Here is a 15,917-nt window from a genome sequence, read left to right as displayed (position 1 = left end):
CGGCGTCGACGCCCCCGGTCGCGTCGGTGCCGACCCCGAGCTCGACTTCGGCACCGACCGCCGGGCCGTGGCCGTCGACCGCCGCCACCGGAGCCGCCGCCGACGCCGGCTCGACGTCCTCCTCGCCCTGGTCGGAGAGGGTACGCCAGGCCGCCTCGGCGGCCCGCTGCTCGGCTTCCTTCTTGCTGCGGCCGTCGGAGCCGCCGTACTTCCGGCCGGCCACCACCACCCAGGCGGTGAAGGTCTTGGCGTGATCCGGACCCGCCTCGTCGATCCGGTACTCGGGAACGCCGAGCCCCAGCGCGGCGGTCAGCTCCTGCAGGCTGGTCTTCCAGTCCAGTGCCGCCCCCCGGCCGGCCGACTCCGCCATCAGCGGGTCGAAGAGCCGGTGGATGACGATCGCCACGGTGTCCAGCCCGTACTGGAGGTAGATCGCGCCGAGCAGGGCTTCGAGCGTGTCGGCGAGGATGCTCGCCTTGTCCCGGCCCCCGGTGCTCTCCTCGCCCTTGCCCAGCAGCAGGTACGGCCCGAGACCCGCCGGGCCGAGCCGCCGGGCGACGTCGGCCAGCGCCCGCATGTTGACCACGCTGGCCCGCAGCTTGGCCAGTTGTCCCTCGGGCAGGTCCGGATGGTTGTGGAACAGCGCCGTCGTGATCACCACGCCCAGCACCGAGTCACCGAGGAACTCGAGCCGTTCGTTCGTCGGCAGGCCACCGTTCTCGTACGCGAAGGAACGGTGGGTGAGGGCCCGCTCCAGCAGCTCCGGGTCCATGGCGACGCCGAACGCCGCTTCAAGGTGGGTGATCGGCGGTCGCCGCCGCTTGTCCTTGGTCATGCCGTTACCTCGGTGTCGGTGATGCGGTTGGCCCCCGTCAGTTCGGCGAGCAGCGTGGATACCGCCGCGATGGCCCGGCGGCGGTGCAGGTGGGCGGCGAGCGCGATGCCCGAGGCGACGTCGTCGGCCCGGGCCGCACCGTGGCAGACCACCACGGCGCCGGCCACGCCCAGCAGCGCGGCGGCCCGGGGGGCACCGCCGCCGGCCGGTGGACCTCCGGCCATCGCGTACGCGCCCTCGATGCCCTTGAGCAGTACGTTGCCGGTGAAGCCGTCGGTGACCACCACGTCGGCGCGGCTGCCCAGCGCCACGTCGTAGCCCTCGACGAATCCGACGTACCGGCCGCCGGCCGGCAGTGGCTGATCGGCGATCACCGGGTCGGCGGCCCGGCGGGCCCGGTCGCCCTTGCCGGCCTCGGTGCCGATGGAGAGCAGCCCGATCCGGGGTTCCGACACCCCGTAGACGACGGCGGCGTAGGCCGCGCCGAGCACGGCGTGCCGGGCCAGGGTTGCCGGGCGGGCCTCCAGCGAGCCACCAACGTCGAGCAGCGCGACCGGGCCGGCGAGGGCCGGCAGGGTGGCGACCAGTGCCGGACGCCGGACGCCGGACCAGCGACCGAAGCCGAGGACGGCGGCGGTCACGGTGGCACCCGTCGAACCGGCCGAGACGACGGCGTCGGCGGCTCCCTCGGCCACGGCGGCCACCGCCGCCCGGATGGTGCTGTCCGAGCGGACGAGGGCGGCAGGGTCCCCGGTCATCGCGACGGCCTCACGGACGGGCCGGACGGCAACCCGGTCCCGGTCGTCGGGCCGGAGCATGGCGATCAGCTCGTCGGCGACCTCAGCCGGGCCGACAAGCAGTAGACGCAGATCGGGGTCAGCGCCGAACGCCCGCAGAGCGCCGTCAACCACGACGGCGGGAGCATCGTCCCCGCCGAGGAGGTCGACGGCGATCCGCACGGTGCCCGGCTCCACTGGAACGCCGACCGGCCGAAGTCGGTCAGCGGCGGCGGGAGCCGGCACACCGGGCAGTCGCCAGGGCGCGTGCGCCGCCCGACCAGAGGTCGGTGGCGTCACTCGGGTTCCAGGTCAGACCTCGATGACCTGGCGGCCGTTGTAGGTGCCACAGACGCTGCAGGCCGCGTGCGGCAGCTTCGGCGACTTGCACTGCGGGCAGGCGACGGTCGCGACCGCCGTGGTCTTCCAGTTCGCCCGGCGGGACCGGGTGTTGCTGCGCGACATCTTGCGCTTGGGGACGGCCACGGTACTTCCTACTCTTCTTGACGGGTCAGTTGCGACAGGCCCGCCCAGCGGGGGTCGACCTGCTGGTGGCTGTGGTCAGCCGGCAGTTCGTCCCACTGCACCCCACACTCGGGGCACAAGCCTGGGCAGTCTTCCCGGCACACGGGGTTGGTCGGCAGTGCGAGCACCACCGCGTCCCGCAGTACCGGTTCCAGGTCGATCAGGTCGCCCTGCATCCGGCCCACCTCGTCCTCCTCGGTGGTCTCGACCGTGGTGCTGTCCTCGTAGGCGTACAGCTCCTGGATCGGGACGACCAACGAGTCCGTGATCGGGCGCAGGCAGCGGCCGCATTCGCCAGCGATGGGACCGGTGACGGTCCCCGAGACGAGTACGCCCTCGGACACCGACTCGAGCCTCAGGTCGAGGCTCAGGTCCGCGCCCTCCGGCACGCCGATCAGCTCCAGTCCGAGGTCCGCCGGTGCCGGTGCCGTCCGAGCGACCGTACGCAGCACTCCAGGACGGCGCGGCAGTTCCCTCGTGTCGAGGACCAGCGGCGACCTGGGGTTGAGGTGGCTCGGCAGATGCTTGGGCATAGTCAGACTCCGGCCTGTGCGAGGCCGACGAAACAGGTTACCTGAGCAGCGGGCTTAGCGTCGAATTGGGGCAGGCCAGCCCAGTCCTGGGCGGCTCGGGCCGGGTCGGCGATCCGGACGGCGCGCTCAGAACGGCAGAGGACGTTCATTCTCCTCCCCCGCGAAGGTACCGATCTCCCGGAGCGCGTGCATCTTGTCCCGGCCACGCTCGATGGAGGCCAGCGCCCGGGTCAGGAACTGCTCGAAGTTGGCCAGTGCGGTGTCGACGTAGTCGTCGACCTCCTCGCGGAGCCGCTGGGCCTCGGCCCGGGCCTCGGCGACGATCCGGGCGCCCTCGTGCTCGGCGGAGACGGTGATCTCGTTGACCGAGACCAGCCGGGCGTGTTCCGCCTCACCCTCGCTGATGATCCGGTCCGCCTCGCGCTTACCGGCATCCATGATCTTGTCGCGCTCGTCCAGCAGAGCCGCCGCCCGACGCAGGTCGACGGGCAGTTCGACGCGCAGCTCCTCAAGGGCACCGATCATTTCAGCGCGGTCGACCATGGCGTTGTTGCGGGACATCGGGACGGAACGCGCCGTCTCCACCATGCCGATGATCTCGTCTATGCGATCGAGCGGGTCCACCGGTACCTCACTCCCGTCGTTGCTTCGGTCGACCTACATGATGAGGTGTCAGACCGGATTACTGCTCAACCAATGATGCGGTGCGCCTCGGACCGGGCCGGCGATCGACCCGGGACCGGCGCGTCGCCGCAGGCCGACGGGCGTCTACGGCGGGCCGGAAAGTCTGGTCGCCGAGCCGGGTGGCGCCGGTGTCGAGCCCAGCGCGCCGGTCGCCGGGACCGGGTCGGCAGGTCGCCGAACCGTACGGGCCCCGTCGGCCCGATCCTCCCGGGCGTACGGTCCTGACCGTCGACGCCCGCCGACGGTCCGCCGGACCGGCGACCCCGGCCTCGTCGCCGGTCAGGAACCCGGCCGGACCAGCCGTTCCCGCAGGCGCTCCCGGACCACGTCCGGAACGTGCGGAGAGACGTCACCGCCCCACTTGGCGACGTCCTTGACCAGACTCGACGAAAGAAACGAATAGAGCGGGCTGGTGGGCATGAACAGCGTCTCGACCCCGGCCAGCCCGATGTTCATCTGGGCCATCTGCAACTCGTAGTCGAAGTCGCTCACCGCCCGGAGCCCCCGGACGACGACCCCGGCCCGCTGGGTACGGCAGAAGTCGACCAGCAGACCCTGGAACGACTCCACCCGTACGTTGCCGTCGGAGGCGGTCACCTCACGGAGCATCTCGATCCGCTCTTCGACGGTGAAGAGCCCACGCTTGGACTCGTTGATCAGCACGCCGACGATCACCTCGTCAAACAGTCGGCTCGCCCGACCGATGATGTCCAGGTGACCGTTGGTGACCGGATCGAAGGAGCCGGGACAGACCGCACGTCTCACGATCGGCGACCGTACCAAAGAGTGGTCTCGCCGTAACGGCGGCTGCGCTCGGCAGTGATCCCCTGCACCCAGTCGACCGGGCCGGTCCGGGTGGACCGCTCCAGCACCAGCAGGGCATCCGGGGCCAGCCAGCCGTTGTCCCGCAGTGCCTCCTGCACCACCGTGAGGTCGGAGTCCGGTACGGCGTACGGCGGGTCGGCGAAGACCACGTCGTAGGGGCCGCCCCCGGGCGGGGTGCCGAGCACCTGGGCGACCTTCCCGGTCACCAGTCGGGCGGTACCGCTCAACGGGCTGGCCGGGGTCGACCGCAGCGCGGCGAGGTTCTCCCGGATGATCCGGGCGGCCCGGGGATCGGACTCCACCAGCAGCACCTGGACGGCACCCCGGGACAGCGCCTCCAGCCCCACCGCGCCGGAGCCGGCGTACAGGTCGGCGAAGCGGGCACCGGCCAACTCCGTCGACGCCTCGACCGCACTGAACAACGCCTCCCGGACCCGATCACTGGTCGGCCGGGTGTTCGCACCGGGCGGCGCGGAGATCCGCCGTCCACCAAGCACTCCCGCGACGATCCGGGTCATCCCGGCTTCCTCTCCATGGCGCCGACGCTACGCGATGATCTGGGCCCACCCTCGGAAGGTCGGCAACGGACAAAACGACAGGGCGCACGCACCGAGGGAGATAGCTCCATCACCGCTTGTATATCAATCATCTCGAATTGACAACATCATCGTTAGAGAAGCCTGAAGAGTATCCGCGTTCGACGGCAATCGCTAAGGTCGTGCGCTGTGCCGGCTGCGTCTTGCCGGCCTACGACGCCAGGAAGGCAATTCTTGCAGGTCGCGCCGTTACGGCAGCGGCCCTCATCGCCATTCCCACGTCGTACCGTGACGCCCTCATCTCTCAGGAGTACGCGTGATCCGTCCTAAGCTGTCGCTCCGGCGATCGGCCGCCATCCTCGGGGCCGCGTTCCTCGGCCTCGGCGCGGCGGTCGCGGTGGCCGCGCCCGCGAGCGCCCACCACCCCGAGATCTTCGGGACCTACTGCGTGGTCAAGGGAAGCAACAACTACGAGTTCAAGTGGACGGTCGGCAACAGCGAGAACATCAAGGCTGAGGTCACCCAGGTCCGCCCCGGCCCGGCCGGGGACATCAAGGTCGGCGCGGAGCTGAACCCGAAGGGTGGCGCTCCGCTGCGCGGTACCGAGACGCGTACGGCTGCCAACCACAACCAGCTCGACAAGACCCTGACGGTTGAGGCCAAGTGGCGGCGCCCCAACCAGATCGTCACCGAGCAGCGGACGGTCAAGGCGAAGGACGAGGGGAAGTGCAAGACCCCTCCGACGACGCCGCCGGTCACTCCTCCGGTGACCCCGCCGGTCACCCCTCCGGTGACGCCCCCGGTGACCCCTCCGGTCACCCCTCCGTTGACGCCGCCGGTCACCCCCACGGTGACGCCCCCGGCGACCCCTCCGGTGACGCAGAAGCCGGTCGAGCCGGTGGGCACCTACGAGTCCACCTGTGACGAACTGGTCATCACGCTGGAGAACACCACCGACGCGGAGATCAGCGTCGTCCTCACCCCGAACGAGGGCGAGGCGAAGACCCTGACGGTGGCGCCGGGCGCGACCGGCAGCGTCAAGTTCCCCGCCAAGGCGGGCCTGACCGTCACCCCGAGTGGTGAGGGCCTCGAGGGCGAGCCGATCAAGTACGAGCAGCCCGAGGACTGCGAGTCGGGTGGCGGCGGTGGCGAACTGCCGCTGACCGGTGCTGCGGCCGGTGGCATCGCGGGCGGCGCTGTGCTGCTGCTCGGCGCCGGTATCGTGCTCTACATCGTGGCTCGTCGCCGTCGGGTGACCTTCACCGCCTGATCGGTAGGACCCGCACGATCTGAACCACACGCCTGAGGGCGCGTCGGCCGGAAACGGTCGGCGCGCCCTCAGCGTCTGTCCGGACACCGCGTCGTCTCTCAGGAACGGCGAGGGCAGGCGTCCAGGAAGGACCGGGGCAGGTTTCCCGCAAGGGCGGGGGCAGGCTGCCAGGAAAGGCGACAGAGGTTCGGGCCGGTGGGATAAAGACATCACCACAGGTGAATCGATCATCTCGAATCGAAAACATCGTGATTGCCTAACCCTCAGGGGTTTTTCTGTACCACGACAATCGCTAAGGTCTGGGGCTGTGCCGGCCACGGTTTGCCGGTCTACGACGTCGGAGAGGTAGTTCTCGCAGGTCACGCCGTACCGGCGGTGACTCCTATCGCCATTCCCCGTCGTACCGTGACGCCCTCATCTTCCAGGAGTACGCGTGATCCGTCCCAAGCTGTCGCTTCGGCGGCCACTCGCCCTCGCCACGGGCCTGCTGCTCGGCGTCGCGGGCGCCGTCGCGTTCGCGGCGCCGGCGAGCGCCCACCATCCCGAGATTTTCGGTGCCGGCTGTGAGCTCGACAATGGTGACATCAAGGTCGTCTGGACCGTCGCCAACAGCGAGAAAGACTGGGACGCCGAGATCACGCAGATCTCCTCGCCGTCCGGCGCGACGGTCACCGGCCTCGGTGTCGGTACCAAGCTGCCGAAGCTGTCGTCCGGTGGACCCGCGCCGACCGGCGAGCAGACGGTCCCCGCCGGTCAGAATGCCGAACTCACCGTGACGGCCTTCTGGGACAAGAAGCGCGAGGACGTCACCAACACCAGGACCGGCCGGGCGAAGCTCAAGGGCAAGTGCGAAGAGCCGGAGCCGGAGCCGACCCCGACCCCGACCACGCCGGCGCCCACTCCGACCACACCGGGGCCGACTCCGCCCGCGACGACCCCGCCCGCGACGCCGAGCCCCACCCCGAGCGTTCCGGAGCCGGGCGAGGCGACCTTCGAACTGAAGGAAACCTGCGACGAACTCATCATCATCATCGACAATCCGGCCGACGGCGAGGCCTTCTCGATCAGGTTCCAGTCCGAGAAGGGGGTCGTCAGGACCCTCGAGGCGATTCCCGGCCAGGTCACCTCGGTGTCGTTCGACGCCTACGAAGGACTTACGGTCATCGCGAACTCCGGCGGCGAAGAGGGCCCACCGGTCAGGTGGACCAAGCCGGAGGACTGCGAGTCGGGTGGCGGCGGTGGCGAACTGCCGCTGACCGGTGCCGCCGCCGGTGGCATCGCGGGCGGCGCCGTACTGCTGCTCGCCGCCGGTGTGGTGCTCTTTGTCGTGGCCCGTCGCCGTCGGGTGACCTTCACGGTCTGACCGGTAAGAGCCGCACGATCTGAACCAGGCGCTGAGGGCGCGTCGACCGGAAACGGTCGGCGCGCCCTCGCCGCTTCTCCTGGTCCTGATCGCGATTCTGTTTCCAGCTCCGCAGTGGCGATGGATCGCCACGTCATCGGAAACTTCCGGGCCTACGGAATATTCGTCAGCCCTTTTCGAGGTACTCGGCGCGTTCGGCGTCCACCAGGGCGGCCACCGAGGCGGCGAGCGCCGGATGCCGTTCCAGCTCCGGATCCTCCTCGACCAGAGCGATCGCCTCGGCCCGGGCCTCCAGGATCAGCTTGGCATCCTTGAGCAGCGACAGCAGCCGCAGATGCGACCGCCGGCCGGACTGGGTCGCCCCCAGTACGTCCCCCTCGCGCCGCTGCTCCAGATCGAGTTCGGCCAGCCGGAAACCGTCCGTGGTCGAGGCGACCGAGTCCAGCCGTTCCCGGGCCGGTGCCCCCTCCACCGCCTCAGTCACCAGCAGGCAGAGCCCGGCGGCGGAACCCCGGCCCACCCGGCCACGTAGTTGGTGCAGTTGGGAGACGCCGAACCGGTCCGCGTCCAGCACGATCATCACGGTCGCGTTCGGTACGTCGACGCCCACCTCGATCACCGTCGTCGCCACCAGTACGTCGAGATCCCCGGCGGCGAACGTCCGCATCACCGAGTCCTTCTCGTCGGCCGGCAGTCGCCCGTGCAGTACGCCGATCCGCAGCCCATGCAGTGGCCCGTCGGCCAGTAGGGGTGCCACCTCCGCCACCGCCAACGGGGGACGCTTGCCGTCCTCGCCGGCCGCCCCGACCTCCTCCGGTGTCGCCGCCTGGTCACCGATCCGGGGACAGACCACGTACGCCTGGTGGCCGGCGGCGACCTCCTCGCGCAGCCGTACCCACGCCCGGTCGAGGTGCGCCGGTTTCTCCGCCGCCGGCACCACGTGCGAGGCGATCGGCGAACGGCCACGCGGCAACTCGGACAGGGTGGAGGTCTCCAGGTCGCCGTAGACGGTCATCGCGACGGTGCGCGGGATCGGGGTCGCGGTCATCACCAGCACGTGTGGCGGCTGCTCGGCCTTGGCCCGCAACGCGTCCCGCTGCTCGACCCCGAACCGGTGCTGCTCGTCCACCACCACCAGACCGAGATCGGCGAAGTCGACACCCTCGTAGAGCAGTGCGTGGGTACCCACGACGATGCCGGCGTCCCCGGCGGCCACCGTCTCCAGGGCACGCCGCCGGGCCGCCGCGCCGAGCGAACCGGTGACCAGGGCCAGCCGGGTGCCGTCCGGGTCGCCGTCCAGCTCACCGTGCCGACCGAGCGGGCCGAGCAGCTCGAGCATCCCCCGGTAGTGCTGCGCGGCCAGCACCTCGGTGGGAGCGAGCAGGGCGGCCTGGCCACCCGCGTCGACCACCTGGAGCATCCCGCGCAGCGCGCAGACCGTCTTGCCGGAGCCGACCTCGCCCTGCAACAACCGGTGCATCGGATGCGCGGTCGCCAGATCGGCCGCGACCTCCTCGCCCACCGTGCGCTGCCCGGCCGTCAACTCGTACGGCAGCCGGGCGTCGAACGCCGCCAGCAGGCCGTCGTCCCGGCGTGGTCGGGGTCGGGCCGGCCAGGCCGCCGCGCGGTGCTTCCGCTGCACCAGGGTCAGCTGTACGGCGAACGCCTCGTCCCACTTCAACCGGTGCCGGGCCCGGTACAGCTCCTCCTTGGTCCCCGGCCGGTGGATCCCGCGCAGGGCGGTGCCCAGGCCGCTCAGGTTGCGGCTGGCCCGCAGGCTCGCCGGCAGCGGGTCCTCGGGCGGGGTGACGGTGTCCAGCACCACCCGGACGCACTTGGCGATCACCCAGGTGGGCACCGCCGCCGCGGCCGGGTAGACCGGGATCAACGCACCCGCGAACTCCTCGATTTCCTCGCTGGCCGCCACCTCGGCACCGTCGGAACCGTCGGCGTCCGCCCCGCCGCCGTTCCCGTTCCCGTCGCCGAGCAGGACGTAATCCGGGCCGTTGAGCTGGCGCTTGCCCCGGAACTCGGTGACCTTTCCGGCGAACAGCCCCCACCGGCCCGGGCGCAGATCGCGTTCCCGCCACGCCTGGTTGCCGAAGAAGGTGAGCGTCAGTACGCCGCCGTCACCGTCCCCGACCGTCACCTCCAGCAGCTTGCCCCGGCGCTGGCGCATCGGCCGCACGTCCGTACGCCGCACCTGGCCGAGCACGGTGACCTGCTCGCCGACCTCCAGGGAGCGGATGTCGGTGTGCTCGCCCCGCTCGTCGTACCGGCGGGGAAAGTGGTAGAGCAGGTCGCCCGCCGTGTGCAGGTCCAGATGGCTGGCCAACGCCTTGGCGGTCTTCTCCCCGACCAGTTTCTTCAGCGGCGTGTCCAGTTGGGCCGAGTTCGGATCTTCGGTTGTCATCGGCCCCCCACGAGCGCTGTCATCGGTCCCCACGACCATCGTCATTCGACTCCCACCAGCAAGGGGTAGAACGGCTGACCGCCGGAGTAGTGGTGCACCTCGACGAACGGCCAGCGCCGGGCCAGGTGGGCCCGGACGGTCTCGGCCAGGCCGTCCGGCGCGTCGACGCCGAGCAGCAGCGTGACGAGTTCCCCGCCGCCGCCGAGCATCCGGTCGAGCAGCGCCTCACAGGTCCCCACCAGATCGCTGCCGATCAGGTGTACCTCGCCGTCCACCAGTCCGAGTACGTCACCGGGCTGGCACGGGCCGGCCACCGTCAGCGCCTCCCGGCTGGCGTGGCAGATCTCGGCGTACCGGCAGGCACCGGCCGCCTCCGCCATCGCGATCACGTCGTCGGCGAACCGGCGGGCCGGATCCCGTACGGCGAGCGCGGCGAGCGCCTGCACCGGCGAGCGGGTCGGCACCACGCTCACCCGTACCCCGAACGGCTGCGCCTCCTGCGCCGCCACTCCGGCCACCGCCTGGGTGTTGGGATCGTTGGGCAGCACCACCACCCGGGACGCACCGGTCGACCGGATCGCGTCGAGCAGCTCGCCGGCGGACGGGTTGCCGTCCACGACGGTGGCGCCCTCGGCCGTGAAGATCGCCGCCAGTCCGGGGCCGGCCGCCACCACCACCGCCGCCCGTTCCGGCGTCCCAGGGGTCGGCACCGGTACGGCGACGGGCTCGGGCACCTGATCCTCGAAGCGGGTGACGGAGATCTGGTACGGCCGGCCGGCCACCACACCGGCCTCGATCGCCGCACCGACGTCGTTGACGTGGACGTGCACGTTCCAGGTGGCCGTCCCGCCCGCCCGGGACCCGTCGCCGACCACCACCAGCGAGTCGCCGAGCCGGTCCAGTTCCGCCCGCAGCGTCCGTACCGCCGGGGGTGCGGCGTCGAGCAGGAACTGCACCTCGTACGCGTACTCCGGCGAGCCGGTCTCCCGCGCCGTCGTCGCCGGGCCGCCCGCCGACGACGGCGCGACGGCCCTCGCCCCGGTGCCCGACCCGGACCCGGCCGGCGGCACGGACCCGGCCGGCGGTCGCGGCGCACCGGCCGGCGGCGGCTCGGCGCAGGGATGGACGGGCAGGTCACCGGTGACGACCTCGACGAGCGCGTCGAGCAGGACGCAGAGGCCGCGCCCACCGGCGTCCACGACTCCGGCCCGGGCCAGCGCCGGCAGTTGTTCCGGGGTACGCGCCAGTGCCTCGTCGGCGGCGGACGCCGCGGCCCGGGCAACGGCCGGAAGATCGTCGGTGTCGGCCCGCTCGGCGGCGGTCGCGGCGGCGACGGCGACGCTGAGCACCGTCCCCTCCACCGGCCTCGCCACCGCCGCGTACGCCGTCGTGCTGGCCGTACGGAGGGCCGCCGCGAGCGCCCGGCCGCGTACCACCGGAACGTCGCAGAGGGCGTCGGCCAGGCCCCGGAGGATCTGCGAGACGATCACGCCGGAGTTGCCCCGGGCACCCAGCAGCGCGCCCCGGGCCAGCAGCCGCAGCACCCGTCCGTGCGGCGGATGTCCGGCATCGGCCGCGTCGTCCGGGTCCAGCCGCAACGCGTGCTCGGCGGAGGTCAGCGTGAGCACCAGGTTGGTGCCGGTGTCCCCGTCCGGCACCGGGTAGACATTGAGCTGGTTGATCTCGTCCTGGTGCCGCTCGAGCGCGGCCAGCCCGCCCGCGCACCACCGGCGCAGGGCGGCGGCGTCAAGGGTCTGCAGCACGGCGAGAAGCCTACTGGCGCCCCCTGACCCACCGCTGGCACAGCCGCGCGATCTTCCGGTCGGCGTACCCGGCGAGCCCGCCCGATGAGCCCGCCGAGGAACGCCGGTGGAGCCGATTGGCCCGGCGCACGGGGCATCGGGTAACCTGGCCAGGTTGCTGGGCAGCACCCTGCCCGCGACCTGACGAACGATCAATTCCAGGAGTATTCCGTGGCTAGCGTGTGCGACATCTGTGGCAAGGGGCCTGGCTTCGGCCACAACGTGTCCCACTCGCACCGGCGGACCAACCGCCGCTGGAACCCGAACATCCAGTCCGTGCGGACCCCGGCGGGCGGCGGCACGACCCGCAAGCTCCAGGTCTGCACCTCGTGCATCAAGGCCGGCAAGGTCGCCCGCGCCTGAGCCTGGGCACGCCGTAACGTACCAATAGCCGCCGGGAACACCACCCGGCGGCTATTGGCGTGCCGGCCGGCCCTTACGCCGGAGCACCGCCGCGCCGACTCGACGTCGTCAGGACCGTCGGGACTCCCGGGTCGACCGGCAGCTCAGAGCGAGCGGCCGAAGGCTCAGGGCGTACGGCCGAAGGCTCAGAGCGAGCGGCCGAAGGAGAGCACGTCCGGCTCGTCGCGGTAGAACCCGAAGTCCGCGATCCGCTCGTACCCGCTGCGCTGGTAGAGCGCGATCGCCTCGGGCTGCCGGTCGCCACACTCCAGGATCAGCCGCAGCCGCCCGTACTCGCGGGCGGAGCCTTCGACCGCCGCCAGCAGGGACCGGGCGATCCCGCGTCCCCGGGCCGTCGATGCCACGAACAACCGCTTCAGCTCGGCGATCTCACCGGAGTCGCCGTGCGAGCGCCAACCGGCGCAGCCGGCCGGAACGCCGTCCAGGTACGCCACCAGGAACTCCCCGGAGGGGGGAGCGAACTCGGTCGGCGCGACCGGGGTCTCGTCGCCGGCACCGCCGTACCGGGTCGCCAGTTCGGCGAGGGCGGCGACCACCAGTCCCTGCGCCGCTGAGGAGTCGTAGCGTTCGGGACGGATCTCCAGCTCACTCACTGGAAAAGGGTACGACCCGGACCGGTCCTTACCGATCCGGGGTCCGGCCTCAGCGGAAGTGGTCCCAGCCGGCGGCGCCCTTGTAGGTCCGCCCGTCCACCGTCACTCCCGCACCGTGCACCACGTGCCCGATCAGCCGAAAACCGGCGGGCAGCGGCAGGTCCTCCGGGAACGCCGCGACGATGGCGTGATCGTCGCCGCCGCCGAGCACCCAGCCGAGCGGATCCACCCCGAGGGCGTGCGCCGCGTCCCGCATCTGGTCCGGCACCTCGAACGCGGCGCCGAGCAGGTCGATCCCGACCCGGCTGGCCGCCGCCACGTGACCGAGATCGGCGAGCAGTCCGTCCGACACGTCGATCATGGCGGTGGCGCCGTGCCGAGCCGCCTGCGGACCCGCTCCGTAGGGCACCTCAGGTCGCCGGTACGCCTCGACCAGCACCTTCGGGGTACGGAATCCCCGGGACAACACGGTGTACCCGGCGGCGGCGTACCCGAGCCGACCGGCGAGCGCCACGACGTCACCGGCGCGGGCCCCGCTGCGTACCACCGGGGCCCGGCCACCGAGGTCGCCGAGGGCGGTGACCGCGATGGTGAGGGTGGGACTGGCCGACATGTCCCCGCCGACCACGCTCGCACCCACCCGGGCAGCCTCGGCGGCGAGTCCGTCGGCGAGTTCCTCGGTCCACTGCGCCTCGAGTTCCGGCGGCATGCAGAGGGCGACCAGCAGGGCGGTCGGCACCGCGCCCATCGCGGCGATGTCGGCGAGGTTCGCCGCCGCCGCCCGATGTCCGATGTCCACCGCACTCGCCCAGTCCCGCCGGAAATGCCGCCCCTCGACCAGTACGTCCGTCGAGGCGACCACCCGGCCGTCCGGGGCGTGCACCACCGCCGCGTCGTCGCCGGGCCCGAGCAGCGTGGCGTGCCCGCTGGCCAGTCGGGCGGTCACCCGGGCGATCAGACCGAACTCGCCGGCCCGTGCGACGCTCACGCCAGCCCCCGACCGTGCTGCTCGCCGGGCAGGCTCCGGCATCTTCCCGGCCCAGCCACGCACAGACCGAGCCGGACGATTCGATCGCTCATCGTGTCTCCCTTGACCACCGATCGGGATCCGACCTGCTCCGTACGGTATTTTCACGGTCGAGCCGCTCGGCGGCGGACGGGAGGCGGGTCGTGGTCCAGGCGTACATCCTCATCCAGACCGAGGTCGGAAGGGCACGTGACGTGGCCGCGCACATCGCGGATATTCCCGGAGTCGTCCGGGTCGACGCGGTCACCGGGCCGTACGACGTGGTCGTGCTCACCGAGGCGCACACCGTGGACGAGCTGGGCAAGATGATCGTCAGCAAGGTGCAGTTGGTGCCGGGCATCACCCGTACGCTGACCTGTTCGGTGGTGCGGCTGTAGATGGAACGCACCACGACACCGGGGCAGCCCGACGCCTCCGGGACGGAGTCGGCCACGGCCACCGATCCCGGCGACCGGACGGGGCCGGGTGCCCCGGACCGGACCACCCGACAGGCCGCGCTCTGGGCGACGGTGATCGCGCTGCCGCTGACCGCCCTGGTCGCGGTGCTGGTCTTCGGCCAGCTCAACCCGGACCCGGTTGCCTCGCCCGACCCGTCGCCCAGTTCGGCCCGGCCGCAGTCGACCGCCCCGGTCGAGATGGCCGCGCCGGCCCTGGCCGAACGGCCGGCCACCGTCTGCCGGGCACTGCTGTCCCGGCTGCCGGCCACGATCCGCGACCTGGGCCAGCGTGCGGTGACGGCCGGACCGGAGCAGAACGCCGCGTACGGTGATCCGGCCCTCACCCTGTCCTGCGGGGTGCCGAAGCCCACGGTCGCGCCGACCGCCGACCTGTGGATGGTCAACGGGGTCTGCTGGCACACCGAGCACGGCAATGCCGACCTGGTGCTGACCACTGTGGACCGCGAGGTGCCGGTACGACTCGTCGTACCGCCGGGGCAGGAGCAGACGGTGCAGTGGGCCGCCCCGGTGTCCGAGTCGTTGGTCGCCTCGGTGCCGTCGGTGCCGGACGTCCCGACCGGCTGCGTCGGGGGCTGACCCCCGGCACGACCGGCACGCCGTCGGGGGTACGCCGCCCGCCCGGCGGAGCATTCGTTCGTCAATGCAGGCCGGTACCCCGGCGCAAGGCGGTCCGGATCAGCCGGTTCACCAGCTTCGGGTACTCCAACCCGGTCGCGGCCCACATCTGCGGGAACATCGACGTCGGGGTGAACCCCGGCATGGTGTTGATCTCGTTGAGATAGACGTCCAGATCCGGGGTGACGAAGAAGTCGACCCGGGCCAGCCCGGCACAGTCCAGCGCGGTGAAGGTACGGCAGGCGTACTCCTGCACCTGTCGGGTCACCCGGTCCGGCAGGCCGGCGGGGATGTCGTACTCGGAACCCTCGTCGAGATACTTCGCCTCGAAGTCGTAGAAGTCGCGCTCGGCCACCTTCACCTCGGCCAGCAGCGACGCCTCGGGGCCACCGCCGGCCTCGGCCTCCAGCACCCCGCACTCAATTTCCCGACCGACGATCGCGGCCTCGACCAGCACCTTCGGGTCGATTTGCCGGGCCAGCGCGACGGCCGCGTCCAGGTCGTCCCAGTCGGAGACCTTGCTGATCCCGACCGACGAACCGGCCCGGGACGGCTTGACGAAGACCGGAAGCCCGAGCCGCTCCTTGTCCTCCTCGGTCAGGCTGACCCCGTTGCGCAGCACGACGTACGGTCCGATCGGGATTCCCTCGGCCATCGCGAGCTTCTTGGTGAACTCCTTGTCCATCGCCGCGGCCGAGGCGAAGACGTTGGCACCGACGTACGGGATGCCGGCCATCTCCAGCAGTCCCTGGATGGTGCCGTCCTCACCGTAGGCGCCGTGCAGCGCCGGGAACACCACGTCGACGTCGGCCAGTGCCCGGGGCCCCTCGGCCGGATCCAGCATCATCAGCCCGCTGCCGGTCGGGTCGGCCGGCAACACCACGGTCGAGCCGGCGGCGGCGGTGATCTCCGGCAACTGGCGCTCGGTGATGGCGAACCGGGCCGGGTCACCGTCGGTCAGGACCCACTGTCCGGCCCGGGTGATGCCCACCGGGACCACGTCGTACTCGTCCGGGTCCAGGGCGGCGAGGATGCTGCCCGCGCTGACACAGGAGATCGCGTGTTCGGTGCTGCGCCCGCCGAAGACGACGGCCACGCGGGTCTTGCCTGGGGTGGTCACTCCGGTCACCTTTCGTTCGCGTCACCGCTCGTTCGCGTCACCGCTTCGGCCTCGCACCGCTCCGGCGCGGCGGACGCCGAGTCGCCATCTGGAACCCGATCGCGACCGTTCACGCCACA

Annotated in this window: 16 protein-coding genes and 1 pseudogene; 5 read left to right on the top strand and 12 right to left on the bottom strand. The window is 71.6% G+C overall.

The genetic code is table 11. The annotated features are described in order from the left end of the window. Positions 1 to 82: 82 nt before the first annotated feature. The 7 genes and pseudogenes from rnc to rsmD form a co-directional block, all read right to left on the bottom strand. Positions 83 to 835 (bottom strand): annotated as a pseudogene (rnc, locus tag H4W31_RS17175) (ribonuclease III); the annotation flags it as partial. Next, on the bottom strand, positions 832 to 1,809 hold the full coding sequence (locus H4W31_RS17170) for a phosphate acyltransferase PlsX (protein WP_192772168.1): 978 nt from the start codon (positions 1,807 to 1,809) through the stop codon (positions 832 to 834). The pseudogene rnc and the gene H4W31_RS17170, both read right to left, overlap by 4 nt. 114 nt (positions 1,810 to 1,923) lie before the next feature. Continuing rightward, on the bottom strand, positions 1,924 to 2,097 hold the full coding sequence (gene rpmF / locus H4W31_RS17165; RefSeq protein WP_192767583.1) for a 50S ribosomal protein L32: 174 nt from the start codon (positions 2,095 to 2,097) through the stop codon (positions 1,924 to 1,926). A gap of 8 nt (positions 2,098 to 2,105) precedes the next feature. Then, positions 2,106 to 2,669, bottom strand: coding sequence for a YceD family protein (locus tag H4W31_RS17160; RefSeq protein ID WP_192767582.1), 564 nt, complete (start codon positions 2,667 to 2,669; stop codon positions 2,106 to 2,108). A gap of 126 nt (positions 2,670 to 2,795) precedes the next feature. After that, complete coding sequence (locus tag H4W31_RS17155; protein ID WP_192767581.1) at positions 2,796 to 3,293, bottom strand: hypothetical protein; 498 nt, start codon at positions 3,291 to 3,293, stop codon at positions 2,796 to 2,798. Positions 3,294 to 3,632: 339 nt separating this feature from the next. After that, positions 3,633 to 4,118, bottom strand: coding sequence for a pantetheine-phosphate adenylyltransferase (coaD, locus tag H4W31_RS17150; RefSeq protein WP_192767580.1), 486 nt, complete (start codon positions 4,116 to 4,118; stop codon positions 3,633 to 3,635). Beyond that, positions 4,115 to 4,696 (bottom strand): 16S rRNA (guanine(966)-N(2))-methyltransferase RsmD, encoded by a 582-nt coding sequence (rsmD, locus tag H4W31_RS17145; protein ID WP_192767579.1) that lies wholly within the window; start codon positions 4,694 to 4,696, stop codon positions 4,115 to 4,117. Before rsmD ends, coaD begins: the two co-directional genes overlap by 4 nt. 334 nt (positions 4,697 to 5,030) lie before the next feature. On the opposite strand from rsmD, the gene H4W31_RS17140 reads away from it, so the two are divergent. Then, positions 5,031 to 5,984 carry a cell wall anchor protein gene (locus H4W31_RS17140; RefSeq protein ID WP_192767578.1) on the top strand — a complete coding sequence of 318 codons (954 nt, stop codon included), beginning with the start codon at positions 5,031 to 5,033 and terminating at the stop codon, positions 5,982 to 5,984. A 433-nt stretch (positions 5,985 to 6,417) separates the two neighbouring features. Beyond that, positions 6,418 to 7,347 (top strand): cell wall anchor protein, encoded by a 930-nt coding sequence (locus H4W31_RS17135; protein WP_192767577.1) that lies wholly within the window; start codon positions 6,418 to 6,420, stop codon positions 7,345 to 7,347. A gap of 166 nt (positions 7,348 to 7,513) precedes the next feature. Here H4W31_RS17135 and recG read toward each other — a convergent pair whose 3' ends face one another. Together recG and H4W31_RS17125 are read right to left on the bottom strand one after the other, a co-directional pair. Continuing rightward, positions 7,514 to 9,760, bottom strand: a complete 2,247-nt coding sequence (gene recG / locus H4W31_RS17130) for an ATP-dependent DNA helicase RecG (RefSeq protein WP_192767576.1) — start codon at positions 9,758 to 9,760, stop codon at positions 7,514 to 7,516. 41 nt (positions 9,761 to 9,801) lie between these two features. Further along, positions 9,802 to 11,523 (bottom strand): DAK2 domain-containing protein, encoded by a 1,722-nt coding sequence (locus tag H4W31_RS17125; protein WP_192767575.1) that lies wholly within the window; start codon positions 11,521 to 11,523, stop codon positions 9,802 to 9,804. 210 nt (positions 11,524 to 11,733) lie between these two features. On the opposite strand from H4W31_RS17125, the gene rpmB reads away from it, so the two are divergent. Next, positions 11,734 to 11,925, top strand: coding sequence for a 50S ribosomal protein L28 (gene rpmB / locus H4W31_RS17120; RefSeq protein WP_123555573.1), 192 nt, complete (start codon positions 11,734 to 11,736; stop codon positions 11,923 to 11,925). Positions 11,926 to 12,110: 185 nt separating this feature from the next. Here the strand turns inward: rpmB and H4W31_RS17115 are convergent, their stop codons facing one another. Both H4W31_RS17115 and H4W31_RS17110 read right to left on the bottom strand, forming a co-directional pair. Continuing rightward, positions 12,111 to 12,578, bottom strand: coding sequence for a GNAT family N-acetyltransferase (locus H4W31_RS17115; RefSeq protein WP_192767574.1), 468 nt, complete (start codon positions 12,576 to 12,578; stop codon positions 12,111 to 12,113). A gap of 49 nt (positions 12,579 to 12,627) precedes the next feature. Continuing rightward, positions 12,628 to 13,608: a thiamine-phosphate kinase gene (locus tag H4W31_RS17110; RefSeq protein ID WP_192767573.1), complete on the bottom strand. Its 981-nt coding sequence runs from the start codon at positions 13,606 to 13,608 to the stop codon at positions 12,628 to 12,630. A 140-nt stretch (positions 13,609 to 13,748) separates the two neighbouring features. Between H4W31_RS17110 and H4W31_RS17105 the strand changes: the two genes are divergently transcribed. Both H4W31_RS17105 and H4W31_RS17100 read left to right on the top strand, forming a co-directional pair. Then, the gene (locus tag H4W31_RS17105; RefSeq protein WP_192767572.1) at positions 13,749 to 13,982 is read left to right on the top strand and encodes an Lrp/AsnC ligand binding domain-containing protein; all 234 of its coding nucleotides are present in this window, start codon (positions 13,749 to 13,751) and stop codon (positions 13,980 to 13,982) included. Then, entirely contained in the window at positions 13,983 to 14,639 is a 657-nt protein-coding gene (locus H4W31_RS17100) for a DUF3515 family protein (RefSeq protein WP_192767571.1), read from the top strand. A 61-nt stretch (positions 14,640 to 14,700) separates the two neighbouring features. Here H4W31_RS17100 and H4W31_RS17095 read toward each other — a convergent pair whose 3' ends face one another. After that, positions 14,701 to 15,798 carry a D-alanine--D-alanine ligase family protein gene (locus tag H4W31_RS17095; RefSeq protein WP_192767570.1) on the bottom strand — a complete coding sequence of 366 codons (1,098 nt, stop codon included), beginning with the start codon at positions 15,796 to 15,798 and terminating at the stop codon, positions 14,701 to 14,703. Positions 15,799 to 15,917 lie beyond the last annotated feature (119 nt).

The organism is Plantactinospora soyae (assembly GCF_014874095.1).
Classification (GTDB): domain Bacteria; phylum Actinomycetota; class Actinomycetes; order Mycobacteriales; family Micromonosporaceae; genus Plantactinospora; species Plantactinospora soyae.
Note: the sequence above shows the minus strand (reverse complement) of the source record. Positions and strands in the feature narration are given on the sequence as shown.

Bases quoted from the DNA above. Each gene is read 5' to 3' on its own strand.
- H4W31_RS17160 (WP_192767582.1), bottom strand. From the start codon at position 2,669: ATGCCCAAGCATCTGCCGAGCCACCTCAACCCCAGGTCGCCGCTGGTC.
- rsmD (WP_192767579.1), bottom strand. From the start codon at position 4,696: ATGACCCGGATCGTCGCGGGAGTGCTTGGTGGACGGCGGATCTCCGCG.
- recG (WP_192767576.1), bottom strand. From the start codon at position 9,760: ATGACAACCGAAGATCCGAACTCGGCCCAACTGGACACGCCGCTGAAG.
- H4W31_RS17110 (WP_192767573.1), bottom strand. From the start codon at position 13,608: ATGCCGGAGCCTGCCCGGCGAGCAGCACGGTCGGGGGCTGGCGTGAGC.
- H4W31_RS17100 (WP_192767571.1), top strand. From the start codon at position 13,983: ATGGAACGCACCACGACACCGGGGCAGCCCGACGCCTCCGGGACGGAG.